This is a genomic window from Thermoanaerobacter sp. A7A, assembly GCF_000445185.1.
In the GTDB taxonomy this organism is placed as follows: domain Bacteria; phylum Bacillota; class Thermoanaerobacteria; order Thermoanaerobacterales; family Thermoanaerobacteraceae; genus Thermoanaerobacter.
Map to the genome: position 1 here is coordinate 1 of NZ_AVAF01000128.1, position 13,963 is coordinate 13,963.

Annotated in this window: 12 protein-coding genes and 1 pseudogene; 10 read left to right on the forward strand and 3 right to left on the reverse strand. The window is 32.7% G+C overall.

Annotated features, from left to right (window positions below):
* Positions 1-167 precede the first annotated feature (167 nt).
* The 6 genes and pseudogenes from M663_RS15870 to M663_RS0109995 all read left to right on the forward strand — a co-directional run.
* Positions 168-851: pseudogene (locus M663_RS15870) on the forward strand (heavy metal translocating P-type ATPase); the annotation flags it as partial.
* A gap of 23 nt (positions 852-874) precedes the next feature.
* A complete protein-coding gene (locus M663_RS14765) occupies positions 875-1,063 on the forward strand; it encodes a hypothetical protein (protein ID WP_019908066.1) in 189 nt (62 codons plus the stop codon).
* Between the two features lie 118 nt (positions 1,064-1,181).
* The gene (locus M663_RS0109980; RefSeq protein WP_004398823.1) at positions 1,182-2,960 is read left to right on the forward strand and encodes a glycoside hydrolase family 125 protein; all 1,779 of its coding nucleotides are present in this window, start codon (positions 1,182-1,184) and stop codon (positions 2,958-2,960) included.
* Between the two features lie 5 nt (positions 2,961-2,965).
* Positions 2,966-3,736, forward strand: a complete 771-nt coding sequence (locus tag M663_RS0109985; RefSeq protein WP_004398821.1) for a carbon-nitrogen hydrolase family protein — start codon at positions 2,966-2,968, stop codon at positions 3,734-3,736.
* A gap of 5 nt (positions 3,737-3,741) precedes the next feature.
* Positions 3,742-4,821, forward strand: a complete 1,080-nt coding sequence (locus M663_RS0109990; RefSeq protein WP_004398820.1) for a nitrilase-related carbon-nitrogen hydrolase — start codon at positions 3,742-3,744, stop codon at positions 4,819-4,821.
* Positions 4,811-6,130 (forward strand): MFS transporter, encoded by a 1,320-nt coding sequence (locus tag M663_RS0109995; protein WP_029688814.1) that lies wholly within the window; start codon positions 4,811-4,813, stop codon positions 6,128-6,130. The genes M663_RS0109990 and M663_RS0109995 overlap by 11 nt, the downstream gene beginning before the upstream one ends.
* A 19-nt stretch (positions 6,131-6,149) precedes the next feature.
* On the opposite strand, the gene M663_RS0110000 is transcribed toward M663_RS0109995, so the two are convergent.
* Positions 6,150-6,527: a desulfoferrodoxin gene (locus tag M663_RS0110000; protein WP_029688815.1), complete on the reverse strand. Its 378-nt coding sequence runs from the start codon at positions 6,525-6,527 to the stop codon at positions 6,150-6,152.
* Positions 6,528-6,757: 230 nt separating this feature from the next.
* On the opposite strand from M663_RS0110000, the gene M663_RS0110005 reads away from it, so the two are divergent.
* The 3 genes from M663_RS0110005 to hydF all read left to right on the forward strand — a co-directional run bounded on the left by M663_RS0110005 (position 6,758) and on the right by hydF (position 10,126).
* Positions 6,758-7,447 (forward strand): response regulator transcription factor, encoded by a 690-nt coding sequence (locus M663_RS0110005; RefSeq protein ID WP_004398809.1) that lies wholly within the window; start codon positions 6,758-6,760, stop codon positions 7,445-7,447.
* Positions 7,448-8,833, forward strand: a complete 1,386-nt coding sequence (locus M663_RS0110010; RefSeq protein WP_003869735.1) for a HAMP domain-containing sensor histidine kinase — start codon at positions 7,448-7,450, stop codon at positions 8,831-8,833.
* Positions 8,834-8,902: 69 nt separating this feature from the next.
* Positions 8,903-10,126, forward strand: coding sequence for a [FeFe] hydrogenase H-cluster maturation GTPase HydF (gene hydF / locus M663_RS0110015; RefSeq protein WP_003869736.1), 1,224 nt, complete (start codon positions 8,903-8,905; stop codon positions 10,124-10,126).
* A gap of 24 nt (positions 10,127-10,150) precedes the next feature.
* Here hydF and M663_RS0110020 read toward each other — a convergent pair whose 3' ends face one another.
* Positions 10,151-11,383 carry an MFS transporter gene (locus M663_RS0110020; protein WP_019908063.1) on the reverse strand — a complete coding sequence of 411 codons (1,233 nt, stop codon included), beginning with the start codon at positions 11,381-11,383 and terminating at the stop codon, positions 10,151-10,153.
* An 18-nt stretch (positions 11,384-11,401) separates the two neighbouring features.
* Positions 11,402-12,712 (reverse strand): helix-turn-helix domain-containing protein, encoded by a 1,311-nt coding sequence (locus tag M663_RS0110025; RefSeq protein WP_004398806.1) that lies wholly within the window; start codon positions 12,710-12,712, stop codon positions 11,402-11,404.
* 152 nt (positions 12,713-12,864) lie between these two features.
* Here M663_RS0110025 and M663_RS0110030 point away from each other — a divergent pair.
* A partial coding sequence (locus M663_RS0110030) for a MazG family protein (protein ID WP_029688816.1) occupies positions 12,865-13,963 on the forward strand: 1,099 nt, incomplete at its 3' end.

Sequence of the window (13,963 nt, forward strand, 5' to 3'; positions counted from 1 at the left end):
TCCTACAAATATTACTGTCATTCTTGATACCCCCGTAGAACCAAATCTCGAAAATTGTGCGGTAAAATTATTTATAACACATTTGAACTATTCGGTCAAGAATTTTAAAAGGAAGTAGAATGTTCAACAAATACATATTAATGAATGAATCAGGAGAGGTGAATACTATGCAAAATAATAAAAGGGCCTTTGTTTTAGAGAGGTTTGGTTGTGGAAGTTGTGTTACAGAAGCAAAAGGAATTGTGATTTTGATAGTTGTAAGCTTTCTTTTGAGAATGAAAGTATACAGGAGAATCATTCAATATGGGATTTCTGCTATCTTGTTTGCGATAGCATTGCTATTTAATTTATTGGTTTATATCAAATTTACCTTATTTTTTTATAAGTTATATAATCGCAGGAGGAGATGTCGTCTTAAAAGCTACCAAAAATATTTTGAAAGGGCAGATTTTTGATGAGTATTTTCTCATGAGCATAGCGAGAATTGGTGCTTTTGCTATTGGAGAGTATCCTGAAAGTGTAGCCGTAATGCTTTTTTACCAAATTGGGGAACTTCTGCAGGATATTGCTGTTGATCATTCGAAAAGGTCTATTAAAGAGTTAATGAATATTCGTCCCGATTATGCCAACTTAAAAATTGGATATGAAATAAAGAGGGTTTCACCACAAGAAGTAAGACCGGGAGACGTCATCATAGTAAAGCCTGGTGAAAAAATACCACTGTTTCAAAAATACTAGAACTTATTGAAGAGGCTAGCAGTAAGAAAGCTCCTACAGAAAAATTTATGACAAAGTTTGCGAAATATTACACTTCTATTGTTGTTTTTTTGGCATTGATTATTGTAGTATTAAATATGCGTGTTATTGCAGCAGGGTGACAGAAGAAGAAATTATAAAGGCGTTAGTAGAATATGGCGCTAATACTATGAAAGAAGTTTTAAAACTTACGGGTGCAATGAGCAATTCCGATTGTCAAAGAAAAAATCCGTTGGGCAAGTGCTGCCATAAAATAGTGCAGGAAGCTATTGATAAGAGCTTGAATATTCGCAGTGGCTTGGTATAAAGGGCGATGAGTATTCGCCTATTTTTATATTCTTATTTACCTATTTTAGAAAAAATAGTACAATTAAGGTGAAAATAATTTTTTCTAAGAGAATAGAAAATTAGCAGGAGGGGTTAGGGTGAATAAAATCATAACAAGGCCTCATGAGATTGATAAAAATGTTAGAGTGCTGTATGCGGGAAATCACTATATAAGTTTACCTGAGATAGATGTAGAGAAGGCTTCAATAAAAAATTTAAATATTGTTTCTCTTTCAAATAAAGGACTTGTGGAGCTTTCTGGAGAAGAAGCTTTGTTTAAACCTGTATTTTATAAAAAAGGTGAAAAACTTGAAATTGCAAAAAGTGAAGTATCAGAAGAGCTTTATTACATACCTAATATTAAACTGTATTTTTCAAACGGGGATTTTGTAATAATAAAAATCTATGCAGATATCAAGGAAAAAGGTTTTGTATATGAATTTGAAAGCTCTGAAGAAATAGAAGTTTATTTAGAAGTAAATCTTGATAAACTGTTCTTTTTAAGATTTAACTCTCATGAAATAGAATTTAAAAAAGAATTTAAAATTGACAAATGGCTTAAAAACCCTGCTTTAAACATTTATTCTTATAATATAGCTTTTTCACTTGCTTTTGGTGGAGAAAAAGATTTTGATTATGAGGAAAAGAATGAAAAAATAATACTTAAATCGAAAACCAATGGGACAAACTGTTTTTATATAAGTGTAAACTCCGATATGGATGGGGCTTCAACTACTTTAATTCATTTAAAAAGAAAAGGATTTAAAAATATATATAAAGAGTTTTACAACTGGCTTAAAAGTAAGTATATAAAATATTCTCAAGATAAGGATTTAGAAAGTTTATTGAACAAAAACCTATTTTTTAACTACTTTTTCTCTATAGGAAAAGACATGGAATCCGACAATTATATTGCATTAACATCAAGAAGTCCAAGATATTATGTCTCAGGAGCCTTTTGGGAAAGGGATAGTTTTTTATGGTCTTTTCCTGCTATAAAAATTATTGATAAAAGCTTTCACGATTACATTGCAAGGGAGATGATTTTAAGACACAGTAAAAATGCAGGGGACCATGCCCATTATATAGATGGAACGGTTTTATATCCCGGATTTGAGTTGGATGAGGCTGCCAGCTATTTTATACTACTTGAGAATATGGATGTGGATTTAGATGATATAGAGCTTGTAAAGGCATTAGAAGTTGTATACAGCCGAATTGAGGAAGAATATGACAGTAGGATAGGACTTTATAAAACTTTCTTGCTTCCCTCTGACGACCCTTCAGAGTACCCCTTTGTTACGATAGACAATGTAATACTCTGGAGAGGGTTTATAAACTTAAAGAATCTTTACTTAAAGCTTAACTGGTATAAAAAGGCGGATATGCTTCAGAAAAAGATAGACGGCATTTACAATGGAATATACAAATACCTTGTGACAGAGGTAGAAGGTAAGAGGATTTTTGCTTGGTCTACTGATGGAGAAGGGAATTATAAACTCTACAATGACCCACCCGGCAATTTAGGGCTTATGTATTATTATGACTTTGTAGACTATCAAAATGAAGTATTTAGAAATACAATTGATTACTATTACTCTCGAAAATACAAATATTATTTTGAAGATGCAAAAATAAAAGAGCTTGCCTGTGACCATCATCCCAATACACCCTCAGGTTTAGGGCTTTGTGGTAGCCTATTAAATCCCTTAATGAGGAAGGAAGCTTTGAAGTGGCTTAAGATGGCAAATATGGATTATGGGCTTTTAGCAGAGAGTTTTGACAAAGATACAGGGGAAGCAAAGACAGGAGTTGGTTTTGCAACTGGTTCAGGATATCTTGCAATGGCTCTTTATAGAATACTTTTTGAGGAGTGAGTTTTATGAGAGTAGCTGCAGCAGTTTTTAAAAGGGGTGATAGCCGAAGCTGTATAAGAAAATATGAGGAGGTTTTAAGGGAATGCGAGGAAAAGGCAGTTGACCTTGTGGTTTTTCCCGCTCTTACTGGAGAGGTATGTGATTTTGAAGAGGATTTTATAGAAAAAATTAGGGATTTTTCATTGAGGTATAAAGACATAGCTATAAATCCGGGAAGTTATTTTGAAAACCACGACGGAAAAGTTTATCATTCTTCTTTTGTAATGTTAAATGGAGAGATTAAACTATTTCAAAGGCAGTTATACCTTGCAAGGTGGGAGAGAGAATTAGGATTATCAAGAGATACGGCTCTTAAAATTGCAGATATAAAGGGATATAAAATTAGCATAATTCTTTCTACTGATGTGTTTTATCCTCAGGTTTCAAGATATGCGGCTTTAAAAGGTGTCAATCTGGTGCTTTCACCTGTTGCAATAAAAGGACAGAGAAATTTTGCAAGGCAGATAGCAGGGGTATGGCAAAATGTGCAGCAAAATTTGTTTTTTGCAATTGAAAGTGGATTTAAAGGAGAGTATAAAGGAAATAACTTTTATTCAGAGGCAGCTATACATGCTCCTTTAGAGATGACAAAAGACGATGATGGTTTTCTTGCCAAGGAAGTAGATTCTAATATAATAATTGCGGAACTTAATGAGGTAGAGAGACAAAAAGCTATTTCTAAATTTGATGTGATAAAACAACTTAATATAAACTCCTATAAAGGGATTTTTAGGTGATTGATATGAAAAACATTTTAGAGATTGTTTTTGAAAGCAAAATGTCTGAGAAAAAAGTTAATAACTATTTAAGAAGATTACATGGGTTTTCAAGAGGAAATTTTATTTTAAAGAAAAAAGGGAAAATAAGGGTCGCATGTGTGGAGAGGGAAATAAAAGTTACAAATTCTTTTGAAGAATATGCCGAAAGGATGAGAAAATTTGTAGAAGAGGCAGCATTAAAAGGAAGTGATATAGTAGCCTTTCCTGAATACAATTTTTTTGATTTGTTAGGGCTTATTCCCGGATTTGGCAAGCTAAATAATTTTCTAAATAAAAAGGCAAAAAGTGAAGAGGTTTCAAATAGCGAAGGTGGTGGAGGAGAAGGATTACTCAAAGTTATATTTAAATCTATATCAAAAGCTTATCAAGAGGCTTATGAGAAGATAATGAGGGATTTTGCTAAAAGGTATGGAATTTATATTTACACAGGAAGTTATATTATCACTGAAAATGGCAATTTGTACAATGGTGGCACGTTAATATCAAGAGAAGGTGAGATTTTAGGAAGGCAGAAGAAAATTCATTTGACAGATTTTGAAGAGAAGATTGGTATAAAGGGGGATGAGGAACTTAAAGTATTTTCTCTTGATATAGGTAAGATTGCATGCCCTGTTTGTATGGATGCCACATATTTTGAGACCTTTAGAATGGCTTTTGAAAAGGGGGCGGAAATTGTAATACTGCCTATTGCCAATATGGAGGAGTACAATTTCTGGAGAGCTTTAAGGGGAATATGGCCAAGGGTACAGGAGTCGTACGTTTATGGTGCAAAAGCTTCTTTAAACGGATGGATAGGAGGAATTCACTTTACAGGGAAAGCAGCTATTTTTGCTCCCATTGATATGACTGAAAATGAAGATGGAATAATTGCAATTGCGCCTCATTATGAAGGTGATTATGTCGTAACTTCCGATTTAGACATTGAAAGGCTATATGAAGTAAGGGAAAAAGCGGAATACTTTAAAGATGTGAATGAGGAATTTGAGAAGGATTATTATGAAAAGGTGTATGAGAATTTTAGGAGGGTAAAAGATGAAAAATAATAGATTTTTTGTGCTTTTTATGTATTCTTTGGGGTATTTAGGAATTTCCATATTTACACAGACTGCGGTAAAGTGGTATCAATATTATTACACTCCTCCAGCATTTAATACTCAAGGGCTTAAGATACTTGTACCAATAAGCCTTATAGGTTTTTCTATGATAGTTGCGAGAATATTTGACGGCATATCTGACCCAATAGTTGCTTATTATTCTGACAAATTAAATACCAAAATGGGCAGGAGAATACCTTTTGTGCTATTTGGCTCACCTGTTTTGATGATTTCTTTTATAATGATATGGTTTCCTCCTGTTTCTGAGGTGTCAATAGAAAATTTTGTTTATCTCACTTTTGTATTAAGTTTATTTTTTGTGTCTTTTACTGCAGTTGTGGCGCCGTATCTTGCTCTCATACCTGAAATAACTAAAGATGCAAAAGAAAGAATTATACTTACTATGATGCAAGGGATAACGCAGATTATAGGTGTTATGGTAGCAGAAGCAGGGTCAGGAATTTTAATTAGCATTTTTAATTTTAAAGTTATGGGTATTATGTTAGGAATCTTTGCTTTTATTACTTTAATGCTTACGCCTATTTTTGTAAAAGAAGAAAAAATAGAGGAAGAAAATATACCTACAGTGGGGATGTTTACTTCTATCAAGATGACTTTGGCAAATGCAGATTTTATGTATTACCTTACTGCAGCAACAGCTTTGTGGTTTGGCATAAATACCTTGACTATAGCAATGCCTTATATAACTGAGGTGCTTTTAAAGACTCCGGCTGAAGATTCTGGCTTTATGATTGCAGGTGCATTTGTTGTGGCAGTTTTGTTTAGCTTCTTTGTGCCGAAGCTTACACTATTATACGGAAAGAAAAAACTTCTTATGGTGTTTTCTATTATATTTGCTTTCATTTTAGCTCTTACTGGACTTTTTGGGACTGTTTTTAATAAAACAGTTTCTATAATTATCATTTTATTAGCAGGTATACCGCTTTCTGTATTCTTTGTAGTACCTAATGCAATGATTGCTGATATAGCGGAATTGGATGGGATTAAGACAGGGCAGAGAAGAGAAGGCATGTTTTTTGGAGCACAAGGTTTTGTTATAAAGATAGTTATTGGGATTTCTTCTCTTGTAACGCCACTTTTGTTTAAGATTTTTGGGTATAGTGCAGAAAATCCGCTTGGTTTACAGCTTTGTGGGCCTTTAGCAGGTGCTATAATTATACTAAGCTTAATTGTGCTTAATAAATATTCTTTGACAGAAAAAGAATTAGAGAGGTATAAGTTAGAGAGTAAAAAATAAGGGCTTTTTGCCCTTATTTTCATTCAGATTTCCATAGACCGTGCAAATTGCAGTAGGACCACGCTTTTAAATCTTTTGCATCTGTTACAAAAACTGCTTCAGGCTTTTCACCTGGTTTTAATACTTTTCTCATGTATACCCCATCAGCTAAGAGAGAAATCCATTCAATCCAATGCTTTTCTTCCATTGGGTGAGGTATACTTCCTACTTTTACTGTTACAATATTTCCATTTCTTTCAATAACAGGTGTGTGCTTTTCTGTGCCTGCATCTCCTGTTTTTTCTTGCATTTTTACCATTGGTTCACCACAGCAGACTAAAGTGCCAACCCCTTCGTGAAGCACTTCTACTATATTTCCACATTTTTCACATTTGTAAACTCCATATAAATCAGCCATTTTTATTCCTCCTTCTATGTAAAAGTGTGAAATTAAAATTAAGTTTCAGAAGATAATATATTTTAACGGAAATATATTATCTTCTATATTTATAATACATTAAAATTTTTTAAGTTTCAAGAGGGAAGGAAAAATTTTTTATAAATTGAGTTACAAATATCGGACAATTGAAAAATGCAATTGTTAATTTTTATAAAAGTATGATAATATAATGGTGAGGAGGTGGTAAAATGCACAAAATATTGGTAATTGAAGACGATGTTAATATAGCTAAATTTGTAAAAATAAATTTGGATAAATACTACGAGACTGAAATAGTGCATGAGGGTGAGAAGGCACTTTATTTATTAGAAAGGGAAAGGTTTTCTGTTATAGTGTTGGACATAATGCTTCCAGACATAAGTGGTTTTGAACTTTTGAAAAAGATAAGAGCCATGAAAGTGAATACTCCAGTAATTATCTTGACAGCCAAAAGCCAGGATGTGGATAAAATCTTGGGCTTAGAGCTAGGAGCAGATGACTATATAACAAAACCTTTTAACCCGAGAGAACTTGTCGCCAGAGTAAGAGCGGTTATAAGAAGGGTTTATGAATTTAATGCTTCAAGTAAAAGTATCAATTTGTTGGAATATGATGAAATAAAATTGGACTTGATCCAGAATAAGGCTTTTGTAAGAGGAAAGGAGGTTTTTCTTACTCCGAGAGAATTTCAGATTTTAAAGATGTTGATGACAAATAGGAAAAAAGTTGTAAAGAGAGAGGAACTTATTGCTTCTATATGGGGCGATTCTTTTATCGAGGATACGAAAACTTTGGACGTACATATACGAAGATTGAGGGAGAAAATTGAAGTAAATCCTGACCAGCCGAAATATATACATACCCAATGGGGAGTTGGGTACTATTTTGGGGGAAACTAAATGAGTATAAAGATTAAACTTACCATTTCATATATTTTATTGATTACAATGATAATAATTTTTTTCGGAGTCATATCTACTTTAACTCTTGAAAAATATTATATTGACAATATAATTGAGATATTAACTTCTCAGGGCACTTCTTTTTCTCGTGTGTTTGACAGCTACATTGATGCAGATATATACACAATAAGCCAAGATGTAGTTAAAAAGCTTGCTACAGATACTAATGCTCAAGTTCAGGTTTTAAATATGGAAGGTATGCTTTTAGGAGATTCCACACTTTCATCTACTCCTGTCCCTGTCAAAATACTCACCCCGGATGTCATACAAGCTATTTCTGGAGAAAGTGGAGTTTATACAGAAAAAATCAATAATGAAAGAGTTTTACACGTTTCGGTTCCTGTAAAAAACAAATTAAATTATGTGGCAATTTTGAGGCTTTCTTCTTCTTTGGAGGAAGTTTCCAACATAATAAAAAGACTGGTTTTATTTTTAGCGCTTGTTTTGACAGTGTCTTCTTTAGTTGCGTTGATAATAGGATTTTTTATAGCAAATGAATTAACAAAACCTCTTGAAATGGTAAAAAAGGCAACTCAGGAAATGGCAAAGGGCAATTTTAAAGTGAGAGCGGAGAAAACTTCAAATGACGAAATAGGAATACTTGCGGATTCTTTTAACAAAATGGCCGAAGAATTGGGACAGTTAGAAGAGATGAAAAATGAATTTATAAGCAATATTTCTCACGAATTAAAAACACCTCTTACTTCCATAAAAGGATTCGCGATAACTGCGATGGATTTGGTAGAAAAAAATAGTGAACTATATGAGTATTTGAACATTATTGATGAAGAAACAGATAGGCTTTCTCGTTTAGTGGATGAACTTTTGGATTTTTCTAAGATAGAATTAAATAAAATTAAACTAAGTTTTGAAGAAGTAGAGTTAGATAAATTGATAGAGGATACAGTCGCAATTTTAAGACCTCATGCTAGCAATTATGGAGTAAATTTAATTTGCAAAAAAAAGATTGATAGGGTTGTCATAAATGGGGATGTAAATCGATTAAAACAAGTATTAGTGAATATAATTGACAATGGAATAAAAGCTTGTAGTAGAGGAAAATATGTTAAGGTGTTTCTTGACATAAAGGACAAAAAAGCTGTAATAAGGATTGAAGACCAGGGACAAGGAATTCCGCAAGAGGAAATAAAATATATATTTGATAAATTTTATAGAGGTAAAAATAATAAATACAGTGGCACAGGATTGGGACTTGCTATTTCTAAAAAGATAATTGAAGAACACAAAGGGACTATTACTGTAGAAAGCGAGGTAGGAAAAGGTAGTGTTTTCACTATTGAGTTGCCTTTAAAAGATAGATAAATTATTGACAAACTCCCTGATTTGTATTATTCATTATATAGGTTATTTTTTATGAAGGGAGATTTAAATATGAATACTACGCCTACCTCATCTAGACTTCATATTGCGCTTTTCGGTAGAAGAAATGCGGGAAAATCAAGTCTCATTAATGCTTTAACAAATCAAGAAGTGGCTCTTGTGTCTGATATTGCAGGCACTACTACTGACCCTGTCTCAAAAGCTATGGAGATACTTCCAATCGGACCAGTGGTAATTATTGATACTGCAGGATTAGATGATGTAGGGCCTCTTGGAGAGCTGAGAGTAAAAAAGACCTATGAAGTTCTAAATAAAACAGACCTCGCTATTCTTGTGATTGATGGTACAGAAGGAGTTACAGAATTTGAGGAAAAGATTTTACAGATAATAACGGAGAAAAACATCCCAGTTGTAGGGGTTATTAATAAAAAAGATTTGTCAAATTATTCACAATTACAAAAAAAAGAATGGGAAAAAAGATTAAATCTAAAACTGATAGAAGTTTCTGCTAGAAACAAAGAAGGAATAGAAGAACTCAAAATGATGATAATAAAAAAAGCACCAAGCGATGATAGTATAAAATTGGTAGGGGATTTGATAAAAACTGGTGATTTAGTGATTTTAGTTGTGCCTATTGATAAAGCAGCTCCAAAGGGGAGGCTTATACTTCCCCAGCAACAAACTATAAGGGACATTCTTGACACTGGCGGTATAGCACTAGTAGTAAAAGATACAGAATTGGACAAAGCATTAAAAAGCATAAATAATAAGCCTTCTTTAGTTATTACAGATTCACAAGTTTTTAATAAGGTTGGTGCTATTGTTCCTCCTGACATACCTCTCACTTCATTTTCAATACTTTTTGCCCGATATAAAGGAGATTTAGAGGAGCTTGTAAAAGGGGTAAGAGTTATCGAAAAATTAAAGGAGGGCGATAAAGTTTTAATTGCAGAAGGGTGTACCCACCACAGACAAGAAGATGATATAGGAACAGTTAAAATACCTCGTTGGCTAAGGCAAAAAACAGGAAAGAATTTGCAATTTAGCTGGTCTAGTGGTATGACATTTCCTGCGGATTTGGAATCTTACAGTTTAATTGTTCATTGTGGAGCTTGTATGCTAAATAGAAGAGAGATGCTTTATAGGATTTCTTACGCTAAAGAGAAAAAAATACCTATCGTAAATTATGGGATTTTAATTGCTTATGTCAATGGGCTTCTTCCAAGGGCTATTGAAATATTTAAAGAGGCAAAAAGGATATATGAGGAAGAGTAGAAAAAAATTAGAATGGGAAAAACATTATACTTTATACACTTTTTTATATTGAAACACTAAGACATAAAGTGTATACGAAAGGGCGATTATTCCACTTACTATAAAAGTTATGTGGGAGCCAAACTTTTGAGATAATGTACCAGCATACAATGAGCCTATAGGAGTTACTCCACCAAAAACCAAAGAATAAACACTCATTACTCTTCCTCTGAATTCATCTGCAGAGTTAATTTGTATAGTAGTGTTTGCGGAGGAACTAAAAGTTATCATAGACCACCCTGCTAAAGCTAAAAGTAAAGCTGTTAATAGATAATTACTCTGTATTCCTATGAGGATTTGAAAAATTCCAAGACCTATGCCACCGCCAAACAAATAAAGGGGTTTTACTCCTCTTCTGCTTATTGAAGCCAGTACCAATGCTCCAATTAGTGCTCCTGTTCCCATTGCTGACATAAGCATACCATAACCAGTAGCTTCTCTGTGAAGTACATCTTTAGTAAAAACGGGAACTAATACATTGAAATTCATTGAGAAAGTGCTTAAAATTGCAATCATGAGTATCGTGGAGAGTATAATTGGAGTATTTTTGATGTATATTAACCCGTCCTTTAAGTCATCAAAAATCTTTGCTTTGACATCATTAGTTTTTGGCGTTTTTCCTTCTACGGTAATTAATATGAGTCCTATTATTACAGCAATAAAGCTTGCAGAATTTAAATAAAAACATACAGCATATCCTAATTTGCCAATTAATATTCCTGCAATTGCTGGTCCTACTATTCTTGCTGCGTTAAACACTGCAGAGTTTAAAGCAATGGCATTCATTAAATCTTTTTTGCCCACTAAGTCAATGATGAAAGATTGCCTTGCTGGCATATCTATTGTATTCAAAAAGCCATTAAACAAAGCCAAAGCCAAGATTTCCCAATAATTTATTATCTTTAAAGCAGTCAAAGTGGCCAAGATAAAGGCAGAAATTGCAAAACTTGACTGTGTAAATAAAATTAGTTTTCTCTTTGGGAATCTATCTATTACAACGCCTGCGAATAGAGAAAAAAGCATCACAGGTAAAAACTGAACAGCACTTACTAGCCCCAATAAAAAAGACGAATTTGTCAGTTTAAGAACTAGCCAACCTTGGCCTATATTTTGCATCCATGTGCCTATAAGGGAAATCATTTGTCCAAACCAGAAGAGCCTAAAATTTCTGTGTTTAAGAGCAGGAAAAGAATATTCTAATTTTTCCACTGTATTCATTTATTTTTCTCCTTGCTATTAATTTTCATATAACAGCTCTATTGATTGATTAAAATATTTTTTAGCTTCTTCTGGATTATTTAGGGCAATATACAGATTTCCCAATCCTTTATAGGCTTCGGACAAGTCCTTTTTAAGGCCAAGGGTTTTGAGTATTTCTACAGATTTTAAAAGTTCTTTTTCACTTAATTCGAACTGGCCTTGTTTTAAATGTAAATTTCCTAATATTGTATAAATTCTACCCATTTCTTCTTCTTCTCCTAGTTTTGTTACGATTTCTAAAGATTGATTTAAATATTCTAATGCTTTGGGATAATCTTCTTTTAAATAGTAAATTCTTCCGATTTCTGTGAGATTGTATGCCATTCCTCTTTCATTTCCTAAATCTTTATACATCGAATAGCTCTTTACAAAATATTTTTCTGCAATATCATACTTTTTTAAATCGGTATATACAAAACCTAAATAATTGTATTCATTAGCAATATCTTCTTTTAAATTTAGGGTTTTACTTATCAGAATAGCACGCCTTATATATTTTAAAGCATCCTTATATTGTTTAAGCTCGTGATTTACAAGTCCTAGTCCATTATTTGACAAAGCAATAAAATCTACTGCTTTAATTTGAGTAGAATATTCAAGGCATTTCATATAATAATCTCTTGCTTTAATAAATTCTCCCATTTTACTGTATAAATTTGCTATACTATAAAGTATGCGGGATTTCAACTGTGTGTGTTTTAAAGAGTATTTTTCAAAACCATCTAAAGCTTTTAAATAATTTTCCAATGATGATTGAAATTTTTGCAGATTGCCCAAACACAATCCTTTCATGTAATGCATTTCTACTATAATTTCAGTCAATGAGCTTTTTTCAAAATATGGAGATATTTTATCTAAAATTTCAAGAACTTTTGTATAGTCTTTGATAGCAAAATAAGATTTGGCTAGGTAAAAATTTATCAAATTTGTTGAATACTCATCTATTGCATTGTCTAAAATATCGATGTATAATTTAATAGCTTCCTCATAATTTTTGTTATCAAAAGCTTTTTGAGCAGTTAAGAACTTTTCTAAAATATTTTTGTATTTTGCAAGTTCTTTTTTTAATTCTTCTTTTTCGACATAATCCTCATCTAAAAAATAAACAACTGGCTTATTTAACTTTTGAGCTATGAAATTTAAAGCTTTCAAGGAAGGGCTTATCTTACCTTTTTCTATAAGACTTATATAGCCCTTTGAAAATTCATCCCCTGATAAATCTCCTTGTTTTAAGAATTGCCTTTTTCTTTCTTCTCTAATTCTTTTGCCCAATTCCACCATATCCATGTACTACCACTCCTTAATGTGCGTACTAAAATATATTATAATTTAATTTAGCAGATTTTTCAACGGCTAAGTATAAGATAAATTTAATTATATAAAAATCCAAATAAGTGATATAATATTATTTGTACATTTTAGCTTTTGGGGTGGTTACTGTGAATAAACTATTTATAGTAGGCTTAGGGCCGGGTTCGGCAGATTCCATTACACTGGGTACGATAGAGAAAATGAAAAATGCTGATAAGGTTTTTTTGCGGACAGAAAAGCATCCGGTAGTTCCTTATCTTAAAACGCAGGGAATTATTTTTGACACTTTTGACAAGATGTACGAAAAAAGTACTACTTTTGAAGAAGTTTATGAAAATATTGCGCGGGAAATAATAGATATAGCAAAAAAATATCGAAAGGTTGTGTATGCTGTTCCAGGACATCCTTATGTAGCGGAAAAATCTGTGGAATACATATTAAACTTTTGTAACGATTGTGCCGATATATCAATAGAGGTTATACCAGCTATTTCTTTTATTGATGCCATTATAGGCGAATTGAAAATTGACCCTATATATGGCCTCAAAATAATTGATGGTTTGTCTTTGGATGTTCAAAAGCCTGATAAGAGATGTGGCAATATTGTTGTGCAGGTGTATGATAGATTTATAGCTTCAGAAGTGAAGTTAAAACTGGCAGAAGTGTATGGAGACAGTTATCCTGTGACTGTTATAAAAAATGCGGGGATTCCAGGGAAACAAGTAATAGAGACAATACCCCTTTATATGATTGACAGGCTCGATTGGATTGATTATCTTACTTCTTTATACATACCTCCTGTACAAACACTCTTTCAAGAAAAGTATGACATATATGACCTTTTAGAGATAATGAGAATTTTAAGAAGTGAAAAGGGATGTCCATGGGATAAAGAGCAGACTCATCAAAGCCTTGAAAAATATTTGGTGGAAGAGAGTTATGAGTTAATTGATGCGATTGAGAAAGAATCTGAGGATAAGATGGCAGAAGAGTTAGGAGATGTGCTTTTACAAGTTGTATTCCATTCACAAATTGCAAAGGAGAGGGGAACATTCAATTTTTGCGATGTAGTAGATGGCATATGCAAAAAGATGATTTGGAGACATCCTCACGTTTTTGGGACCGTAGAATTAAAAACTTCTAAAGCCGTATTAGAAAAATGGGATGAGTTGAAAAAAGAGGAGAAAGATTTAAATTCTTATACGGAAGTTTTAAAAGATGTGCCAA

Bases quoted from the DNA above. Each gene is read 5' to 3' on its own strand.
- M663_RS0109985 (WP_004398821.1), top strand. From the start codon at position 2,966: ATGAGAGTAGCTGCAGCAGTTTTTAAAAGGGGTGATAGCCGAAGCTGT.
- M663_RS0109990 (WP_004398820.1), top strand. From the start codon at position 3,742: ATGAAAAACATTTTAGAGATTGTTTTTGAAAGCAAAATGTCTGAGAAA.
- M663_RS0109995 (WP_029688814.1), top strand. From the start codon at position 4,811: ATGAAAAATAATAGATTTTTTGTGCTTTTTATGTATTCTTTGGGGTAT.
- M663_RS0110000 (WP_029688815.1), bottom strand. From the start codon at position 6,527: ATGGCTGATTTATATGGAGTTTACAAATGTGAAAAATGTGGAAATATA.
- M663_RS0110005 (WP_004398809.1), top strand. From the start codon at position 6,758: ATGCACAAAATATTGGTAATTGAAGACGATGTTAATATAGCTAAATTT.
- M663_RS0110010 (WP_003869735.1), top strand. From the start codon at position 7,448: ATGAGTATAAAGATTAAACTTACCATTTCATATATTTTATTGATTACA.
- hydF (WP_003869736.1), top strand. From the start codon at position 8,903: ATGAATACTACGCCTACCTCATCTAGACTTCATATTGCGCTTTTCGGT.
- M663_RS0110020 (WP_019908063.1), bottom strand. From the start codon at position 11,383: ATGAATACAGTGGAAAAATTAGAATATTCTTTTCCTGCTCTTAAACAC.
- M663_RS0110025 (WP_004398806.1), bottom strand. From the start codon at position 12,712: ATGGATATGGTGGAATTGGGCAAAAGAATTAGAGAAGAAAGAAAAAGG.